We start from the raw sequence: 18,651 nt of genomic DNA on the forward strand, positions 1-18,651 counted from the left end.
GAGCGGTGGTTTCCCTGTGCTCCGGACGCTATGCACCCCGTGTTTCCCCGGGATGACGGGCGTGGGTCGCGTCGGCCACCGGACCAGCGCCCGAAACACACGCAGAGACGGACGGGAGGCCCGTGGCGGATCCGCCACGGGCCTCCAGGCCGACAACCGGTCGCGTCTACCGACCGATGGTCGACATGTCGGGGTAACGGTCGCCGGTCGGGACCGGGAGCGCCGACAGGCGCGTGACCTGGTCCGCGGTGAGGGTCAGGTCGGCGGCACCGACGTTCTCCTCGAGGCGCGACACACGCTTCGTGCCCGGGATCGGCACGACGTCGTCGCCCTGGGCGAGCAGCCAGGCGAGGGACACCTGCGCCGGGGTGGCACCAGCCTCGGTCGCGATCTCCTTGACGGCGTCGACGATGCGCATGTTCTGCGCGAAGGCCTCCTCCTGGAACCGGGGGTTCGCCAGCCGGAAGTCGTCGGAGTCCAGGTCGGACGGCTTCGTGATCGCACCGGTCAGGAACCCGCGGCCGAGCGGCGAGTACGGCACCAGCCCGATGCCGAGCTCGCGCAGGGTGTCGAGCACCGCACCCTCGGGGTCGCGCGTCCACAGCGAGTACTCGCTCTGCAGGGCGGTGATCGGGTGGACCGCGTGGGCCTTCCGGATCGTCTCGGGTCCGGCCTCGGACAGGCCGATGTGCCGGATCTTGCCCTCCTGCACGAAGCCGGCGAGCTGCCCGATGACGTCCTCGATCGGGACGGCCGGGTCGACGCGGTGCTGGTAGTACAGGTCGATGTGGTCGGTGCCGAGGCGCCGCAGGGACCCCTCGAGGGCCTCGCGCACGGACTCCGGTGCGGAGCTGATGCCGCGGCCGGTGGCGGGCGTCTCCTCACCGGCGGTGTGGGTGATGAGACCGAACTTCGTCGCGATCACGACGTCGTCGCGGCGGTCGGCGAGGGCCCGGCGGAGCAGGTCCTCGTTCGTGTAGGGGCCGTACGCCTCGGCCGTGTCGAACAGGGTGACGCCGAGGTCGATCGCGCGGTGGATCGTGCGGATCGACTCCGCGTCGTCGGTGCCGGCGCCCGTGTAGAAGGCGCTCATGCCCATGGTGCCGAGGCCGACGGGTCCGACCTCGAGGTCTGCGAGCTTGCGTGTCTGCATGGTGCAGGTCTACTCCGGGAGCACCGCTCGGAGGAAGGCACTGCCTGTGCCGGTCAGACACGGGCACCGTTCGTGTGGATCCTCCAAGGTCCACGCGGGGCAGCGCGGCCTTCTGGTGTGATCGGGGCGTGAACCTGTACTTCCGGCTGTTCCTGTTGCGCCTGCGTGTCCGGCTCCGCCCGACGACCGGCGGACGGCGGCCATCGCTCTGGGACGAGGCACGCACACCGTTCCGCGTGACCCTGACCGACCTGGACCCGCTGCGGCACGTCAACAACGGGAAGTACCTGTCGATGCTCGACCTCGGGCGGCTCGACCTGATGCTGCGCTCGGGGTTCTGGGGGGCGATCGCGGAGCGCGGCTGGTACCCGGTCGTCTCGGCGCAGACCATCACGTACAAGCGGTCCCTGACACTCGGGCAGCGGTTCGAGCTCGTGACCCGGGTGCTCGGCGTCGACGACCGGGCCGTGTACCTGGAGCAGACCTTCGTCCGTCGCGGAGCCGTCGTCGCCCGTGCCGTCGTGCAGGCGCGGTTCCTGCGACGCTCCGGCGGGACCGTCCCCATGGCGGACCTGCTCGACGCCGTGGGCGGAGCACCGGCTGACCGCGAACTGCCCGCGTGGGTGCACGGGTGGGCTGGTGCCGTTCGGATCAGCAGCGCGGCGTAGACACGGCGGCGGTACGCTCGGGGGACGGGGTGGATACCCCGGGACGGAAGGGGAACGTCATGGTCGTCATGTGGATCGTCATCGGAGTGGTCGTGGCCATCGCCGCGCTGCTCACCGTGCTCGAGGTGCAGAACCGCCGTCGTGCGAAGCGCCTCGCCCACCTCGAACCCGTCGACCCGACCCTCGGCGCCCGCTCCCTCGCCGACGCCGAGGCAGCGCACTCGATGACCGAGGGCCTCGCGAAGTCCGCACACCCAGGCATCACCGGTGCCGGCGGGGGACTCGCCGGCTCGTGAGCCGCACGTCGACTCGGCGCACCCTGCTCGCCGGGGGCGTGGGACTCGGGCTCGCCGGGGTCCTGGCAGCGTGCACCCGGCCGAGCCCCGCTCCCTCGGGCTCGCCGCGACCGACTTCCAGCGGCTCCGCACAGCCGACGAGGACGCCTTCGAGCACGCCGACACCCGGTGGCCCCGACTCGTGGGACGCCCTCGCCGCCGCGGCCTCCGGCACGGTGCTCCGATCCGGGTCGAACGACTGGGACAGCGCGCGCGTGCTCGAGAACCCGCGGTACGACGACGCCGACCCGCAGGGCATCCTGCGCGTCGCCGGGGTCGCGGACGTGCAGGCCGGTCTCGCCTTCGCGCGGAACACCCGCACACCCGTCGCACTGCGAGCGGGCGGGCACTCGTACACCGGCTGGTCGGCCGGCGGCGCACCCGGGACCGACGTCCCGCGATCGCTCGTGATCAGCACGCAGGACCTCGACGGCATCGAACTGCACGACGACGACACCGTCACGATCGGCCCGGGTGCGCAGCTCGGGGACGTCTACGCCGCGCTGGCGAAGGCCGGACGGGCGATCGGCGCCGGCTCCTGTCCGACCGTCGGCATCGGTGGGCTCACCCTCGGCGGCGGGGTCGGCGTGCTCGTCCGCTCGTTCGGGCTGACCTGCGACCAGCTCACCGGCGTCACGCTCGTCACTCCGGACGGCGCCGTGCACGAGGTCTCGACGTCCAGCGAACCGGACCTGTTCTGGGCCTGCCGCGGTGGGGGCGGTGGAACCGTCGGCGTCGTGACCGCACTGACGTACCGGACGCAGGCCGCGCCTCCCGTCCTGCTCTTCAGCATCACGTTCGCGTGGTCGGCCGCCGCTGCCGTGGTGCGCGCCTGGCAGGACTGGGCGCCCACCGCCGACCCGAAGCTGTGGTCGACGCTCAAGCTGCTGAACGGCAGTCGGCACACCGCCCCGACGGTCACCGTGACCGGCGTGTGGACCGGATCGAAGACCGGCGCCGACACCTCCGTCGACGGTTTCATCGCCGCGACCGGTGCGAAGCCCCTCGCCCACACCGGGCAGGTGCTCACCTACGGCGCCGCGATGTCCGCGCTGGCGGGGAAGCCGCAGCGGGTGTCCGAGGCAGCGACGTCGTCGATCGGATCGGCGAAGCTCACCGATGCGCAGATCGACGTGCTCGTCGCCCAGGCGGCCGCGGCGGGCGACGTCGACGGCAACCTCGAGGGCGGGGTCGCGCTCGACGCCCTCGGCGGCGTCGTGGCGGACGTCGGCCGGACCGACTCGGCGTTCCCGTGGCGGTCCGCGCTCATGACCGTGCAGTACACGGCGGTCTTCGCCGACGGCGCGGACCCTGCACCGTTCGACGCGTACGTGCGGGGGTTCCGACGGGCCATGCGACCGGCGTGGGGCGACGCGGCGTACGCGAACTACTGCGACGCAGCCATCACGGACCCGTCGGCGTACTTCGGGGACAACACCTCGCGGCTGCACCGCATCGCGGAACAGGCGGACCCGACGGGCGTGCTCGACCAGCCGAACTGGGTCTGACGCACGCACGAGTCTCGGCCCGACGCACGCGAGTCTCGGTGTGAGCGACGGTTCTCGTGGCGCGCACCGCGAGGACTGTCGCCCACGCCGAGACTCGGGCAGGAGCCGGGGCCGGCCGGCCGCGTCCTACGATGACCGCATGGACATCGTCGACCTGGTGCTGCCGGACGTCGCTGCCTGGCGCGCCTGGCTCGACGCGCACGAGGGCGACGCCGACGGGGTGTGGCTCGTGCTCGCGAAGAAGGGCGTCACCGAGCCGACGACCCTGACCTACGACACCGCCCTCGACGAGGCACTGTGCTCCGGGTGGATCGACGGGCAGAAGCGCGGCCGCGACGAGGCGACCTTCCGCCAGCGCTTCACCCCGCGGCGGAAGGCGTCGCTCTGGTCGCAGCGGAACATCGGACTCGTCGCGACGCTCATCGCCGACGGCCGGATGCGCGACCGCGGTCAGGCCGAGATCGACCGGGCCAAGGGCGACGGCAGGTGGGACCGCGCTTACGCCGGCGCCGCGACCGCCACCGTCCCCGACGACCTGCAGGCGGCACTCGACGCCTCGCCCGCGGCCGCCGCCCTGTTCGCCGAGCTCGACGGCACGAACCGGTACGCCGTGCTGCACCGGATCACGACCGCGCCGAGTGCGACGGCCCGGACGAACCGGCTGACGAAGCTCGTCTCCGGGTTGGCGCGTGGCGAGACGCCGTACCCGCGTCCGGACCGGTCGGAGCGCCGGGGGACACCGACTCAGGGACCGGCAACGCCTCCGGCGTAGACCGGGGACATGACCACTGACACCGACACCACGAACCGCCCGGCCGCGGCCTCCGGCACCTTCCGCATCGGTGGCGACCTCGAGGTCCACCGCCTCGGCTACGGCACCATGCAGCTCACCGGCCCCGGCGTCTGGGGACCCCCGAAGGACCACGACGAGGCCGTCCGCGTTCTGCGGCGCGCCGTCGAGCTCGGCGTGGACTTCTTCGACACCGCCGACTCGTACGGCCCCTACGTCGCCGAGGAGCTCCTGCACGAGGCGCTCCACCCCTACGGCGACGACGTCGTCATCGCCACGAAGGCCGGACTCACCCGGACCGGCCCGAACGAGTGGCCGCCGGTCGGCCGTCCGGAGTACCTGCGTCAGGAGGCCGAGATGAGCCTCCGCCGCCTGGGGCTCGAGCGCATCGACCTGTTCCAGCTGCACCGCATCGACCCGAAGGTCCCGCTCGAGGACCAGGTCGGCGAGCTCAAGAAGCTGCAGGACGAGGGCAAGATCCGGCACATCGGCCTGTCCGAGGTGTCGGTCGACGACGTCAAGGCGGCCCAGGAGATCGCGACGATCGTCTCCGTGCAGAACCTGTACAACCTGCAGAAGCGCGACGCCGAGGAGCTCCTCGACTGGTCGACCGAGCAGGGCATCGCGTTCATCCCGTGGTTCCCGCTCGCGACCGGCGGGCTGACCGGCGAGGACTCCCCGCTCACCGAGATCGCGTCGCGGAAGGGTGCGTCCCCGGCGCAGCTCGCCCTCGCGTGGCTGCTCAAGCGCTCGCCCGTCGTGCTCCCGATCCCCGGCACCTCGAGCGTCTCGCACCTGGAGGACAACCTGCAGGGCGCGACCATCGAGCTGACCGACGACGAGTTCGAGGAGCTGTCGAAGCTGGGTTCCTGACCCGGGGTGGCGGACGCGACCGAACGGCGGACGGGAGGCACGGTGCCAGCTGGCACCGTGCCTCCCGTCCGTCTCCCGCGCTTTCCAACCCTGCGCTTGCGTGTGCATACGCGGTATGGGCATACTCGGTATGTCCATGGTGGACGAGAGACGGGGGAAGTGTCATGAGCGTACGGATGGGCGTACTCGCGCTGCTGGTGGGGGGACCCGGGTACGGGTACCAGCTCCGGGGGGAGTTCGAGCACCGCACCGGCGGGAGCTGGCCGCTGAACATCGGCCAGGTCTACACGACGCTCGACCGCCTGGAACGCGACGGCCTCGTGGCCCGCGGCGACACCGACGACGACGGCCACGTCGTCTACACGGTGACCGACGCGGGTCGCGGGGAAGTGGCGCGCTGGTTCAGCGAGCCGGTGCCCGCCAAGCGCGGGCGTGACGAGCTCGCGATCAAGTTCGCTCTGGCCGTGACGGTGCCCGGCGTCGACGTCGCGCGCCTGGTGCAGGTGCAGCGCGGTGCCGCGATCCGGAACCTGCAGGACCTGACCCGGCTCAAGCGCACGACCGATCCCGCGACGGACCTGGCGTGGTCGCTCGTGCTCGAGTCGATGGTGTTCCAGGCCGAGGCCGAGGTGCGGTGGCTCGACCACGTGGAGTCGACCGTGGCGCGGTACCGGCCGGAGGAGCATCCGGCGGCGGACGCTGGCTCCTCGTCCGCGACCGCTGCCGACACCGCGCGGAGTGCACGGTGAGCGCCGCACCGCTCCTGCAGCTCGACGCCGTCAGCGTGCACTATGGCTCCGGCGCGAAGGCCGTCACGGCGCTGGCCGGCATCGACCTGGCCGTCCAGCGCGGCGAGATGGTCGCCGTCATGGGGACCTCGGGTTCCGGCAAGTCGACGCTGCTCGCCTGCGCCGGCACCCTGCTGCCGCCGACGAGCGGCGAAGTGCTGATCGACGGCGAGTTCGTGTCCGACCGGCCGGCCAAGGAACTCGCGGCCCTCCGCCGTCGCCTCATCGGGTTCGTGTTCCAGGACTTCAACCTGATCCCGTCGCTCACCGCGGTCGAGAACGTGGCGCTGCCGCTCGAGCTCGACGGCTGGAAGGCCTCGCAGGCCCGCCGCGCCGCGGAACTGGCACTCGACAACGTCGAACTCGCACACCGCGGCGACGCCTACCCGGACGACCTGTCCGGCGGGCAGCAGCAGCGCGTGGCGATCGCCCGGGGCGTGGTCGGCGAACGTCGGCTCGTGCTGGCGGACGAACCGACCGGCGCCCTCGACTCGCAGACCGGCGAGGTGGTGCTGCGCATGCTCCGACGGCACGTGGACGCCGGAGCCGGCGCACTGCTCGTCACTCACGACGCCCGGCACGCTGCCTGGGCGGACCGGATCGTCTTCCTGCGCGACGGTCGCGTGGTCGACGAGACCGTGTACTCGGGCGTGGAGCTCGCCCTGGCGGACCGGACCGCGTCGTGAGCCGGCGTCGGCGTCCCGGCACCGCCCGGACGCCGTTCGCCCTCCGACCGGCGCTCCGTCTGGGGCGTCGACTGGCCTTCGCGAAGGCCGGTCGGGCGGCGCTGATCATCGCGCTCATCGGCATCCCCACCGCCGGGTTCGCCGCGGTGGCGGTCGTCGTGCAGTCGACGCAGCCCACGACCGCGGAGTCGCTGGACTACGACCTCGGCAAGGCAGCCGCGCAGATGCGGGTCTCCGGCCCGGACCTGCCCGGCATGCGGCAGGACCCGGTGCAGTGGCAGTTCACCGATGCGAAGCGGAACAGCCCGGTCACGGAGGCCGACGAGGACCCGCCGTTCGCGAACGTGCTCGCCCACGTGCCGGACGGTGCGCTGTCCATCCCGGTCGGCGGCACGCCCGTCGTGGTGCAGGGACCCAAGGGACCTGTCGGCCTGGCCGCGGTGGAGGGCAGCGTCTGGGACCCGTCGCTCGAGGGCCACTGGCGTGTCCTCGACGGTTCGGCGCCGACCGCGCGCAACCAACTCATGGTCACGCCGGCGACGCTCGACCGGCTCGACGCCCACATCGGTGACACCGTCGACATCACCGATCCCGTCACGAAGCGGTTCACGATCACCGGGACGATGCGCGACCTCGGCTCGGCGCCCAGCGAGCAGGGCGTGTTCCTGCCGTGGGGGACGACCCTGTCGACGACCGAGACCACTGACGACGCGGGTCTGACCGACGTCACCGTCTACCTGCCGTCGGACGCGCCGACCTGGTCGGAGATCCGGCAGCTCAACGCGCACGGCATCGTCGTGCAGTCCCGCCCGGTCGTGCTCGATCCGCCGGATGCCCGCCTGCCCGGCGGCCAGATGAGCTCGTCACTCGGCTGGTACCTCGGCGCGATGGCACTGCTCGGGGTCTTCGCGATGTTCGAGGTCGCGCTGCTCGCCGGGGCCGCGTTCCTGGTCGGCACCCGGGCGGACACCCGTTCGTACGCGATCGTCACGAGCGTCGGCGGGGACAAGCGGTTCGTCCGGACGATCGTCGCCGGGTCCGGCCTCGTGCTCGGGTCCATCGGCGCCGTCCTCGGCGTCGCGGTGGGCACCGGGATCGGCGTCGCGGTGTTCCGCCTGATCGACAACGGCGACGTCGTGTCGTTCCCCGGCTTGCACGTGCCACCGCTCCTGCTGCTCGTGGTCGCGGCCGCCGGCGTCCTGGCCGGGCTGGTCTCCGCACTCGTCGCCGCTCGGGCCGCCACCCGCATCAACGTGCTCGCGGCGCTGCGGGGTTCACTCCGACCCGCGCCCGTCGACCGTCCTGCTCGTCGTCGGCGACGCATCTGGGGGCCGGTGCTCATCATCGCGGGTGCCGTGATGACGCTGGCCTGCGGCGCCGGGGTGCTCATGCTCAACGACCGCCGGGTACAGGACGACCACTGGGCGTGGGTGGCCGGTGCCGGGGTCGCGCTCGGGCCGTGCCTGATGCAGCTCGGCATCGCGATCTGCTCGCCGTGGCTCCTGGCCCTGGTGTCCCGGATGTCCGCACGCCTGGGCCTGTCGGCTCGGTTGGCCGCCCGCGATGCCCGGCGCAACCCGGTCCGGACGGTGCCGGTGCTCGCCAGTGTGATGAGCGTCGTGTTCGTCGCGTCGGTCGTGATCACGTGGAGCGCGTCGAGCCACGCGCAGTACGTCCGCGGGTACGAGTACACGACGGCGGTCGGGGTCGCGACGTCCGAGGTGCAGCTGTCCAGCGAGGACGGTGCCGCCAGCGGGCACGACGCGGCGTTGACGGCGCACGCGGCGAAGGTCGTGGCGCGGGTGCTCGACCACGACCGGATCCGGGTGCTCGGCGTGGCCGAGGGCTGGGCGGGCGACACCCCGTCGTCCGTGACGATGCCGCACCGGTGGACGGACTTCGACTGCGACGGCTACGACTCCACGTCGTGCTCGTACTACCTCGACACCGCTGACGCGACCGTCCCGCACATCTGGACGGGCACCGTCGACGACTACGCGGTGCTCACCGGACACCGACCGTCTGCTGCCGTGCGGGATGCACTCGAGGGCGGCAAGGCGGTGTCACTGTGGCCGGAGTACGCCCACGACGGTGCCGTCCGCATCGACACGTTCCACGACCGCACGTGGGAGAGCCCGACGATCACGACGACGACGAAACCGGACGCCAGCGTGTCGATCCCGGCCGTGCTCGACGTGCAGTCGCCGCGGATCCAGGTCGGCGTCTTCATGACGAAGGCGACCGCTGCGCACTACGGGGTGCGCGCCGTCGACGGCATGCTCGTGACGACGCTGCCCGGGGACATCGCGCCCGAGCAGTGGGACGAGCTGAGTTCCGCCTGGCAGAGCTTCGGTGGCGCGGACCGCGCTCGGTGGGACGGCCCGCAGTTCGCCTACGAGGCCGGGCCGGTCGACAACGGCGCGCTCATCCGGGCGATCGTGCTCGCGCTGGCCGCGGCGGTGACGATCGGTGCGACGGCGGTGGCCATCGGGCTCGCGCGGTCCGACGGGCGCCGAGACGACGAGGTGCTCGACGCGATCGGTGCCGCACCACGACTGCGACGGCGGGTGTCGACCTGGCAGGCAGCGATCCTGGCCTCGGTGGGCGCGGTGATCGGCACCCTGCTGGGGCTGCTGCCGATGCGGGCACTCACCCTGCGGTTCACGGAGCCAGCGGTCGGGTCGAACCACATGCCGTTCGTGCCGGACTGGTCGATGCTGGCCCTGCTCGCGATCGGTCTGCCGCTCCTGGTGACGGCCGGGGCATGGCTCACCGCGCACGGCCGACGCCGCGTGGCGGTGCGGCGGGCGCACTGAGGTGTGGGGCGGCGCTGCACGTGGCGCCGTCCCGGTGCAGCCTGGTCAGGCGCCGGGCTGCACCACCATGAGCACGGCGACGACGACCCACACCAGGTTGAACAGGCCGACCAGGGCAGCGAGCTTCCGCGGCGAGCGCTCGGTCCCGTTCCCGCGCAGGACCTCGTGCTGCTCCGGCAGGACCCCGAGCGCGAGGATCCCCGCAGCCACCGCGGTCAGACCGATCGAGACGAGCAGCCACGCCTCGTCGAGTGCCCCGACCTCGAACGCCAGGGCCATGCCGAACGTCGGGACGGCGAGCGAGATGATCGAGTACACGTGGCAGATCCGGTGCAGGACCCTGGCGACCGCTCGGGCCCCCTGGTCGCCCGGATCGGCGACGAGCGCGCGAGCCGGCTTCGGGAACATGCTCCCGGCGACCGCGACGGGTCCGAGGGTGAGCAGCGCCGCCACGACGTGCACGGTGAGGAGGACGCTGGACATCGCTTCCAGCCTAGGGCGCGGTACTTCGTGAGCAGAAATGGTCGGGTGGCCGTCGGCGGACTCGACCATTTCTGCTCACGAAGTGGTCACACGTTCGGGATGGACACCTCGGCCAGCACGACCTCGTCGTCCATCGGGATCGGACCGCGCACCCGGGGGACCCCGTCGACCCATTCGACCGGCACTCCCGCAGCCGCGAGCCCCTCGACGCTCAGGTCGATCCGGAGCAACGGCAGCGCGAGGTCGCCGTACCGCTCGGCGACGACCTCGGACACCCGGTCCGGTGTGGTGGCACGGACGTACCCGCCCGGCTCGAGCGGCACCCCGCGAGTGGACACCTCATACTCGCCGAACCCGCGGCTCATCTCCCAGTCGTCGGCGATCGCCACGTGACAGACCACATCGGTCATGGACCCTCCTCGGTAATGAAACGGGAGCGTATCATTACCGCTAGGATGGGTCTGTGAACAAGCGTGGACGTCCGACCGCCGACGAGCGGATCGCCCGTGACGAGCGGATCCTCGACGTCGCGACCGACCTGTTCCTGGAGCACGGGTTCGCGGGCGTCGCACTCGACCGCGTCGCCGCCGAGGCCGGGGTCACGAAGCGCACGCTCTACACGGCGTTCGGCGACAAGCCCGCGATCCTCCGAGCGGTCGTCCGGCGGCAGCACCCGTACGCCGACCAGCCCACGGCGGACCTCGTGTCCACGGCTACAGCGATCGGCAGCGCGTTGTTCTCGGACCGTGCGGTCGCCCTGCACCGGCTCGTCATCGCCGAGTCGACGCGGTCACCCGAGCTCGCGCGCGAGTTCCACGAGGCCGGGCCGCTCGCCGCGCAGCAGGCCCTGGTCCGCGCCGGAACCACTCCGGAGACCGCCGCCGAGCTCTTCACCCTGCTGCTCGGGGAGCTCCACCGCGAGCGCCTGCTCGGCTTGGCTCCGGCACCGACGGCCGCGGTGGTCGCCGCACGCGCCGTGCGTGCGGTCGCGGTGCTCTCGACCTGACCCCAGGACGGACGGGAGGCCCGGTGCCAGCTGGCACCGGGCCTCCCGTCCGCCACTCCGGACATCCGCCACATGGTGAGCAGAAATGGTCGGGTGGCCGTCGCGAACCCGACCATTCCTGCTCGCGAAGCGGCGAGCGGCGCGGCGCGAACCGCGCTCAAGCGGGGTCGGGCAGCGCCTCCGCGTACGTGCGGAACTCGCCGCGCTCCGAGTGGATCGCCCACAGACGATCCGCGATGGACTCGCCGGAGTGCTCCGGCTGCCCGTCGTCGATGCCGAACGGGATGATGAGCTGACCGACGTGGACCTGCTCGTCGCGCACGGCGTCGTGCAGGAGCTGGGCGTAGGCGCTCTCGGCAGCGAAGGCGACCGAGGTGCCGGTGACCCGGGCGCCGGGACGCACCGCACTGCCGCCGTTCACGAACAGGATCGTGCCGTGGCCGATCGCGCGCATGCCGGGCAGCACCTGGCGGACCGCGTTGACCGAGCCGTAGACCGAGAACTCGATCGGGCCGACCAGGTCCTCCGCGGTGGTCTCGAGCACCGGACGCATGTACTCCTTGGCGGGGAGCGGGCTGTACTGCAGCACCTCGATGGGGCCGAGCTGCTCGGTCGCACGCTCGAGGGCGCTGCGGAGCGAATCGCCGTCACGGACGTTCGCGGCGAACCCGGCCGCCGTGATGCCCTGCTCGCGCAGCGACGCGGCGAGGCCGTCCAGGCGGTCCTGGTTGCGGGAGACGAGGGCGATCGAGAAGCCCTCGCGGCCGAAGCGCTCGGCGACGGCGAGACCGAGGCCCTTGCCGGCCCCGATGATGGCGATGGTGGTCATGCGGAGTACTCCTCGTCGGTGACGTGCTCGAGCCAGGTGGTGGTGGTCGCCGGGTCGTCGGCGAGGTCGAGCATCGCGAGGTGCTCCATGTAGTCCGTCGGGGTCGCACCGTGCCAGTGCTCCTCACCCGCAGGCGTGTAGACGGTCTGGCCCGGCTGGACCTCGAACACGCCGCCGTCACGGGTACCCATGCGCGCGACGCCCTCGGTGACGTGCAGGGTCTGGCCGATGGCGTGCGAGTGCCAGGCGGTGCGGGCGCCGGGCAGGAACCGGACCTTCGCGACGGTCATCGACTGGCCGGCTTCCTTCGGGCTGGCGATGGCGTCGAGGTACACGTCGCCGGTGAACTGCGCGGCCGGGTTCTTGACGGTCGGCTGCTTCGGTTGGATCTCCATGGCCCCGACGGTAGGCCGATGTGCGCACCGGAGGGAGGTGCCGGCCGTACCCCTCAGCCGTTTCCCGAACACGACGTGTGTGATCGACGCACGATCCGGGAGGACCACCGTGGACAGCAGCGAACACCCGAACCCGCACCCGAGCCCGAACCCCACCCGAGCCCGACGCGGCTGGTCCGCTGCGGGCATCGCCGCGGTGGCCGCCCTCGCCCTGGGCGGCTGCGCCGATGCCGCACCGGACGACGACCGCGGCTCGTCGGCGAGCGCCCGCGCCACCGCCCCCGCCGACCTGCCCACCGGGCAGATCGCGCTCGACGGCGACACCAGCGACGTGGTCACCGGACTCGAAGCACCGTGGTCGGTCGTCCGCACCGGCGACGACGGCGACGCCCTGGTCAGCGAACGCGACTCCGCGAAGGTCCTCGAGCTGCAGGACGACGGCACGACGCGCGAGGTCGGCACCGTCGACGGCGTCAGCCACGGCGGCGAGGGCGGGCTGCTCGGGCTGGCCCTGCACGACGACGACCTGTTCGTGTACTCGACGGCCGACGACGGCAACCGGATCCAGCGGTTCGAACTGACGGGCAGCGCCGGGTCGTGGGCGCTCGGCGACGCCACGACGATCATCGACGGACTGCCGTCGAACACGTTCCACGACGGCGGCCGCATCGCGTTCGGCCCCGACGACATGCTCTACGCCAGCGTCGGGGACGCCGGCACGAGCAGTGACGCGCAGGACGAGGACTCGCTCGCGGGCAAGATCCTGCGGCTCACCCCGGACGGCGACGTGCCGGACGACAACCCGTTCGACGGGTCACCCGTCTGGAGCCTCGGGCACCGCAACGTGCAGGGCCTGGGGTGGTCCTCCGACGGCACGATGTTCGCGTCGGAGTTCGGCGAGAACACCCTCGACGAGCTGAACGTGATCGAGGCGGGCGAGAACTACGGCTGGCCCGAGGTCGAGGGTGAGGGCGGCGAGGACCAGGGCTTCGTCGACCCGGTGCAGCAGTGGTCGACGGACGAGGCGTCCCCGAGCGGCCTGACGGTCGTCGACGACACCGTGTTCGTGGCCAACCTGCGCGGCGAGGTGCTCCGGGCGATCCCGGCGGACGACCCGGGGACGTCGACCGAGTACTTCCAGGGCGACTTCGGCCGGATCCGGACCGTGCTCGAGGGGCCGTCGGACACGCTGTGGTTCGTCACGAACAACACCGACGGCCGTGGTGACCCTGCGGAGGGCGACGACCGCATCGTGTCCGTGCCGCTGACCCGCGCCGAGGGGTGAGCCGACGGAGCGCTGCCACAGGGGTTCCGGCAGCCCCTCGCTCGCACGCTGCCCAGCCGGTTACCGTGACGGCATGAACCACCGCGACGAAGCCCGCGACTTCCTGTCCAGCCGTCGCGCCCGCATCACCCCCGAGCAAGCCGGGGTCGAGACGTTCGGCACCCGCCGTCGGGTCACCGGGCTCCGGCGCGAAGAGGTCGCACGGCTGGCGGGCGTCAGCATCGACTACTACACGCGGCTGGAGCGGGGGAACCTGCAGGGCGTCTCGGACAGCGTGCTCGAGGCCGTCGCCGGCGCACTGCAGCTCGACGCCGCCGAGCTCGAGCACCTGCGCGACCTGTCCCGGCACCAGAACGCGACACCGCGGCGCGCGGGCAAGGTCGTGCCGGTGGCGGCCGTCCGCCCGGAGCTGCAGTACCTGCTCGACGTCATCACCGATGCGCCGGCGATGATCATCAACAACCGGCAGGACATCGTCGCCGCCAACGCGCTCGGCTACGCGATGCACTCCGACCTGGTGGCTGCACCGGCCCGGCCGATGAACTTCTCGCGCTTCATCTTCCTCGACCCGCAGGCCCGGAACTTCTACCAGGACTGGCAGCGGGCGGCGCACACGAACGTCGCGATCCTGCGGCGCGAGGCCGGCCGCACGCCGAACGACCGCGACCTCGCAGCCCTCATCGGCGAGCTGTCGATGCGGAGCGACGACTTCCGCGCCCTGTGGGCCGCGCACGACGTCCGCCGCCACTACGCCGGCGTGAAGTCCTTCCGGCACGCCGTCGTCGGTCCGCTCGAGCTGCACTTCCAGACGCTCGAACTCGCCGAGGACCCCGGGCTCGCGCTCACGATCTACCCGGCGACCCCGGGTAGCCCGACCGCCGACGCACTCCGCCTGCTCGCCTCGTGGGCGGCGACGGAGCAGATCGCGGAACGTGCGCGCAGCGCGGTCAGCCCCGGATGAGCGGTGCCCCGCGGAGCGTCAGCCCCGGATGATGTCGTCCGCGATCCGTGCGGCATCGTCGATGGGCACCGCGAAGCCGATGCCGATGTTGCCGGAGGAGTAGCCGAGCGTCGCGATCGACGTGTTCACCCCCACGACGCGGCCGTCGAGCCCGACGAGCGGCCCGCCGGAGTTGCCGGGGTTGATCGACGCGTCGGTCTGCACGAGCGGCTGCGCCGATCGCTGCGAGGTCCGTTCGAGGGCGCTGATGATGCCCGAGGTGACGGTGCCGTTCAGGCCGAGCGGAGACCCGACCGCGATGACGGACTCGCCGATCCGCAGGTCGGCGCTGCGTCCGAGGTCGGCTGCGGGCACGGTCAGGCCGGTCGCCTCGATGACCGCGATGTCGCTGTCCTCGTCGCTGCCGACGACCCGGCCATCGGTGCTGGTGCCGTCGGGCAGTACGAGCCGGACGGCCGACGATCCGTCGACGACGTGGTGGTTCGTCATGACGTGTCCGGCGTCGTCGATGACGAAGCCGGAGCCGCTCCCGCCGGTCGTGCGGACCTGCACGACGCTCTGCAGCATCCGCTGGGCGGCGTCCTCGGCGTCGGTCGCAGTACCGCCGGACGAGCCGGACGTCCCCGACGAGCCGGACGTACCGGACTGCTGCCGACCGGCCACCGGGGCGCTGACCGGGGAGTCCGGGGTGACGAGCAGGGCGCCGGTGACCCCCGCGGTGCCGCCGAGGACGAGCGCGGCGACGAGGACGGTCGCGGTCCGGCCGCCGCCCCGCCGCTCGCGGCGCGGTGCCGGCTCGTCGAACTCGGACCGGCGGGTGGCCGGGTCCGGTGGGGGGCCCTGGACGGGCGTGGGGACGGACGGGAGGCCCGTTGCGAGCTGGTCCCGGGCCTCCCGTCCGCCGTCTGGTCGCGCAGATCGCTCGGGCGGTGCGCCGGTGGACCAGTGCTGTGGACCTGCGGGCCGGCCGATGCCGGGAGGGGTGTCACTCATGGTCGTGTCCTCGTGTTCAGACGATGCGGGCGAACCAGCGGAGGGAGAGCGCGCCGGCGGTGAGGGCGAGGAGCATGCCGAGCAGGGCGAGCCATGGTGTGATCTCGACGGGTTCCTCGTGCCAACCGATCGACGAGCCGATGTCCTGGTAGACCTCGCGGAGTTCGTCGGTGCTGGACGCCCGGTAGAACCGTCCGTCGGTCTCGTCCGCGAGCTGGCGGAGGGAGGTCTCGTCGACGGGGACGGCCTGCTGCGTCCCCCACAGGTTCGCGACCCCGGAATCGGTGCCGTAGGCGATGGTGGAGACGGGCATGCCGGCTTCGCGAGCTGCTTCGGCGGCCGCGGCGGGTTCGCGCCCGGTGGTGTTCGCGCCGTCGGAGAGCAGCACGAGTCGCGCCGGGATGCGCTCCGGTTCCCCGGACCCGCCGGGGGTCGGGGACGGCGACGCCGAGCCGGTGGCACCCTCGTCACTGAGGCGGTCGACCTCGCCGACCGCCTCGAAGACGGCCTCGCCGATCGCCGTCCCACCGCCGCCGTCGTCCATCCCGGCGATGGCCTCCCGGACCGCTTCGTGGTCGCGGGTGGCCGGAGCCAGGACGTCCGCGCCGCCGGCGAAGGCGATCGCCCCGACGTTGAACGTCTCCGGCATCTCGGCGACGAAGGACTCGGCGGCGGACTTGGCGGCCTCGAGCCGGTTCGGGTCGACGTCGTCGGCCTGCATCGAGCCGGACGTGTCGATCGCGACGATCACCGTGGCACGCTCGTAGGGCACCCGGACGTCGATCTCGGGGCGCGCACCGGCGAAGCCGAGGGCGGTCAGGCCGACCAGGACGAGCGCCGCGGGCAGGTGCCGACGCCACCGGGGCTGCTTCGGGACGAGCTTGTCGAGCATCGGCAGGGTCGCGAAGCGCACGGCGTACCGCCGGCGTCGGCGCTGGACGAGCAGGTGCGCGACGGCGAGCGCCGCCACCGGCACCAGGGCGAGCAGGAACCAGGGTGTGAGGAAGGTCATCGGGTCCTCCGTGCCGATCGGGCGGGCGTGCGGTGCCGGCGGTGGATGAAGCGGGTGAGTTCGCGGCCGAGGTCATCGTCGGTGCGCAGGACCAGGTGGTCGGCCCCGGCGGCGCGGACGGCGGTGGCGGTGGCCGCGCGGTGGGCGGCTGCTCCGGCGGCGTAAGCGGTGCGGAGTGCCCGGTCCGAGGTGGCGACGACGCGCTGGGCGCCGGACTCCGGGTCGACGAAGACGACGTCGCCGACGTCGGGCAGGTCGAGTTCGCGGGGGTCGAGCACCTCGACGACGATGACCTCGTGGCGTGCCGACAGCCGACGCAGGGCGGGCTCCCACGGCAGCCGCGCGCTGTCGGTCGCCGGCTGGTCGAGCAGGTCACTGATGACGACCCGCAGACCGCGGCGGGGCGCCTGGGCGGCGAACACGCGGAGCGCTGCGGACAGGTCGGTCGTCGGGACGCCGTCGCGGGGGCCTGGATCGGCACGGAGCACGCGGCGGGCGGTGGTGCGACCGGCGCGCGGAGGGGTCCAGCGGATCCCCTCGGTGCCGACGACGCCGAGTCCCACCCGGTCACCCGCGCCGGTGGTGAGCAGGCCGATCGCCGCCGCCGTCCAGGTGGCGACGTCGGCCTTCTCACGGTCGGTGGTGCCGAAGGCCATGCTCGGCGAACGGTCGACCAGCACCCACGTCTCGAGGGCGTGCTCAGCGCGGGTGAGCCAGACGTACGGTTCGCCGGCGCGAGCCGTGGCGTTCCAGTCGATCCGGCGGACGTCGTGCCCGGGCTGGTAGCGCACGAGTTCCTCGGGGTCGCTGCCCGTGCCGAGGGACAGGCCCTGGTGGTCGCCGTGCACCGTGCCGTCGACACGGCGCCGGACGGTGAGCTCGAGGCGGCGGAGCCGTGCGTCGTCGCTCACGGCGTCGCCTCGTACGGGGTGGAAGCGGCCGCGGCGGGGGTCGGTGCGGCTGGGGGGTACCGCACGTCACCGCCCGCCGCGACCGCGCTCGGGTCCTCGGACGCCGCGATCCGAGGCTGCGGGACGGCCGCGAGCACGGCCTCCACAGCGGTCCTGGGGTCGACCCCGTCGGCGACGGCGTCGAAGGTGAGCACGAGGCGGTGCGCGAGCACGTCGGAGGCGACGTCCGCGATGTCACCGGGCAGCACGTAGTCGCGGCCCCGGAGGAGCGCGAGCGCACGGGCCGCGGCGACCAGGCCGAGCGACCCGCGAGCACTGACGCCGTACTCGAGTACTCCGTCGAGGGTGTGCACGCCGTACCGGTGCGGGTGGCGGGTCGCCATCACGAGCTGCACGGCGTACATGGCGACCGCGTGGTGCACGAAGACCTGCTCGGCTTCGGCCTGCAGCCGGACGATGTCCGGCACCGTCAGGATCTGCTGCGCGCGTGGCCGGTCGGCGCTCATCCGCTGCACGATGGTCAGCTCCCCGAGCTCGTCGGCATGGTCGACGTCGACCTTGAGCAGGAAGCGGTCGCGCTGCGCTTCGGGGAGCGCGTACACGCCGTCGTTCTCGATCGGGTTCTGGGTGGCGAGCACGATGAAGGGGTCGGGGAGCCGGTGGGTCTGCCCACCGATCGAGACCTGCTGCTCGGCCATCGCCTCGAGCAGCGCCGACTGCACCTTCGCGGGAGCGCGGTTGATCTCGTCCGCGAGCACGAGGTTGGCGAACACCGGTCCGGGTTCGATGTCGAAGGTCTCGGTGGACGGCCGCCAGACCCGCGTCCCGACGATGTCGGACGGCATCAGGTCGGGGGTGAACTGCAGGCGGACGAAGTCCCCGCCGACGACGGTGGCCAGGGTGCGCACCGCGAGGGTCTTCGCGACGCCGGGGACGCCCTCGAGCAGCACGTGGCCCCGGGCGAGCAGCCCGATCATCATCCGTTCGACCATGGCGTCCTGGCCGACGACCACGTGCTTGACCTCGAACAGTGCGCGTTCGAGGACGGCTGACGCGGACGGCGTCGTGTACGGGTCGGCGTGGGCGGCTTCGGTCATGGTGTCCTCCTGTCGTTCGGGTGCGTCCCACTCCAGTCGCCAGGGGCGAAAACGACGGGAAG

At 72.5% G+C, this 18,651-nt stretch carries 20 protein-coding genes; 11 read left to right on the top strand and 9 right to left on the bottom strand.

All coding sequences use genetic code 11. The annotated features are described in order from the left end of the window. Positions 1 to 166 precede the first annotated feature (166 nt). Positions 167 to 1,153 carry an aldo/keto reductase gene (locus tag HQQ88_RS06870; RefSeq protein ID WP_173169008.1) on the bottom strand — a complete coding sequence of 329 codons (987 nt, stop codon included), beginning with the start codon at positions 1,151 to 1,153 and terminating at the stop codon, positions 167 to 169. Positions 1,154 to 1,281: 128 nt separating this feature from the next. On the opposite strand from HQQ88_RS06870, the gene HQQ88_RS06875 reads away from it, so the two are divergent. The 8 genes from HQQ88_RS06875 (at position 1,282) to HQQ88_RS06910 (ending at position 9,617) form a co-directional block, all read left to right on the top strand. Then, positions 1,282 to 1,821 carry an acyl-CoA thioesterase gene (locus HQQ88_RS06875; protein ID WP_173169009.1) on the top strand — a complete coding sequence of 180 codons (540 nt, stop codon included), beginning with the start codon at positions 1,282 to 1,284 and terminating at the stop codon, positions 1,819 to 1,821. 59 nt (positions 1,822 to 1,880) lie between these two features. Beyond that, entirely contained in the window at positions 1,881 to 2,117 is a 237-nt protein-coding gene (locus HQQ88_RS06880) for a hypothetical protein (protein WP_173169010.1), read from the top strand. Then, positions 2,114 to 3,664: an FAD-binding protein gene (locus tag HQQ88_RS06885; protein WP_173169011.1), complete on the top strand. Its 1,551-nt coding sequence runs from the start codon at positions 2,114 to 2,116 to the stop codon at positions 3,662 to 3,664. Before HQQ88_RS06880 ends, HQQ88_RS06885 begins: the two co-directional genes overlap by 4 nt. Positions 3,665 to 3,803: 139 nt before the next feature. Next, positions 3,804 to 4,436, top strand: a complete 633-nt coding sequence (locus HQQ88_RS06890) for a YdeI/OmpD-associated family protein (RefSeq protein ID WP_173169012.1) — start codon at positions 3,804 to 3,806, stop codon at positions 4,434 to 4,436. A gap of 9 nt (positions 4,437 to 4,445) precedes the next feature. Then, a complete protein-coding gene (locus tag HQQ88_RS06895) occupies positions 4,446 to 5,327 on the top strand; it encodes an aldo/keto reductase (RefSeq protein WP_123292994.1) in 882 nt (293 codons plus the stop codon). Between the two features lie 164 nt (positions 5,328 to 5,491). Further along, complete coding sequence (locus HQQ88_RS06900) at positions 5,492 to 6,076, top strand: PadR family transcriptional regulator (protein WP_243692331.1); 585 nt, start codon at positions 5,492 to 5,494, stop codon at positions 6,074 to 6,076. After that, positions 6,073 to 6,801, top strand: a complete 729-nt coding sequence (locus HQQ88_RS06905; RefSeq protein ID WP_173169013.1) for an ABC transporter ATP-binding protein — start codon at positions 6,073 to 6,075, stop codon at positions 6,799 to 6,801. Before HQQ88_RS06900 ends, HQQ88_RS06905 begins: the two co-directional genes overlap by 4 nt. Next, positions 6,798 to 9,617, top strand: coding sequence for an ABC transporter permease (locus HQQ88_RS06910; protein ID WP_173169014.1), 2,820 nt, complete (start codon positions 6,798 to 6,800; stop codon positions 9,615 to 9,617). Before HQQ88_RS06905 ends, HQQ88_RS06910 begins: the two co-directional genes overlap by 4 nt. A gap of 45 nt (positions 9,618 to 9,662) precedes the next feature. Here HQQ88_RS06910 and HQQ88_RS06915 read toward each other — a convergent pair whose 3' ends face one another. Together HQQ88_RS06915 and HQQ88_RS06920 are read right to left on the bottom strand one after the other, a co-directional pair. Beyond that, positions 9,663 to 10,100 (bottom strand): hypothetical protein, encoded by a 438-nt coding sequence (locus tag HQQ88_RS06915; RefSeq protein WP_132099194.1) that lies wholly within the window; start codon positions 10,098 to 10,100, stop codon positions 9,663 to 9,665. An 86-nt stretch (positions 10,101 to 10,186) separates the two neighbouring features. Beyond that, positions 10,187 to 10,510 (bottom strand): DUF952 domain-containing protein, encoded by a 324-nt coding sequence (locus HQQ88_RS06920; RefSeq protein WP_132099195.1) that lies wholly within the window; start codon positions 10,508 to 10,510, stop codon positions 10,187 to 10,189. Positions 10,511 to 10,563: 53 nt separating this feature from the next. Between HQQ88_RS06920 and HQQ88_RS06925 the strand changes: the two genes are divergently transcribed. Next, the gene (locus HQQ88_RS06925; RefSeq protein ID WP_132099196.1) at positions 10,564 to 11,106 is read left to right on the top strand and encodes a TetR/AcrR family transcriptional regulator; all 543 of its coding nucleotides are present in this window, start codon (positions 10,564 to 10,566) and stop codon (positions 11,104 to 11,106) included. Between the two features lie 157 nt (positions 11,107 to 11,263). Here the strand turns inward: HQQ88_RS06925 and HQQ88_RS06930 are convergent, their stop codons facing one another. After that, complete coding sequence (locus HQQ88_RS06930; RefSeq protein WP_131877833.1) at positions 11,264 to 11,935, bottom strand: SDR family oxidoreductase; 672 nt, start codon at positions 11,933 to 11,935, stop codon at positions 11,264 to 11,266. Further along, a complete protein-coding gene (locus HQQ88_RS06935; protein ID WP_131920885.1) occupies positions 11,932 to 12,330 on the bottom strand; it encodes a cupin domain-containing protein in 399 nt (132 codons plus the stop codon). Before HQQ88_RS06935 ends, HQQ88_RS06930 begins: the two co-directional genes overlap by 4 nt. 109 nt (positions 12,331 to 12,439) lie before the next feature. Between HQQ88_RS06935 and HQQ88_RS06940 the strand changes: the two genes are divergently transcribed. Next, entirely contained in the window at positions 12,440 to 13,615 is a 1,176-nt protein-coding gene (locus HQQ88_RS06940; RefSeq protein WP_367916990.1) for a sorbosone dehydrogenase family protein, read from the top strand. A 73-nt stretch (positions 13,616 to 13,688) separates the two neighbouring features. Beyond that, positions 13,689 to 14,576, top strand: coding sequence for a helix-turn-helix transcriptional regulator (locus tag HQQ88_RS06945; RefSeq protein WP_123937069.1), 888 nt, complete (start codon positions 13,689 to 13,691; stop codon positions 14,574 to 14,576). 18 nt (positions 14,577 to 14,594) lie between these two features. On the opposite strand, the gene HQQ88_RS06950 is transcribed toward HQQ88_RS06945, so the two are convergent. From HQQ88_RS06950 to HQQ88_RS06965, 4 genes are read right to left on the bottom strand one after another with little or no spacing between them, the layout of a single operon-like run. Next, positions 14,595 to 15,569: a S1C family serine protease gene (locus tag HQQ88_RS06950; RefSeq protein WP_131877841.1), complete on the bottom strand. Its 975-nt coding sequence runs from the start codon at positions 15,567 to 15,569 to the stop codon at positions 14,595 to 14,597. A gap of 16 nt (positions 15,570 to 15,585) precedes the next feature. Further along, positions 15,586 to 16,581: a VWA domain-containing protein gene (locus HQQ88_RS06955; protein ID WP_131877843.1), complete on the bottom strand. Its 996-nt coding sequence runs from the start codon at positions 16,579 to 16,581 to the stop codon at positions 15,586 to 15,588. Further along, on the bottom strand, positions 16,578 to 17,492 hold the full coding sequence (locus tag HQQ88_RS06960; protein ID WP_133938153.1) for a DUF58 domain-containing protein: 915 nt from the start codon (positions 17,490 to 17,492) through the stop codon (positions 16,578 to 16,580). The genes HQQ88_RS06955 and HQQ88_RS06960 overlap by 4 nt, the downstream gene beginning before the upstream one ends. Beyond that, on the bottom strand, positions 17,489 to 18,589 hold the full coding sequence (locus HQQ88_RS06965; RefSeq protein ID WP_123937073.1) for a MoxR family ATPase: 1,101 nt from the start codon (positions 18,587 to 18,589) through the stop codon (positions 17,489 to 17,491). Before HQQ88_RS06965 ends, HQQ88_RS06960 begins: the two co-directional genes overlap by 4 nt. Between the last annotated feature and the right edge of the window lie 62 nt (positions 18,590 to 18,651).

It is taken from the genome of Curtobacterium sp. VKM Ac-2861 (assembly GCF_013204965.1).
Lineage (GTDB): Bacteria > Actinomycetota > Actinomycetes > Actinomycetales > Microbacteriaceae > Curtobacterium.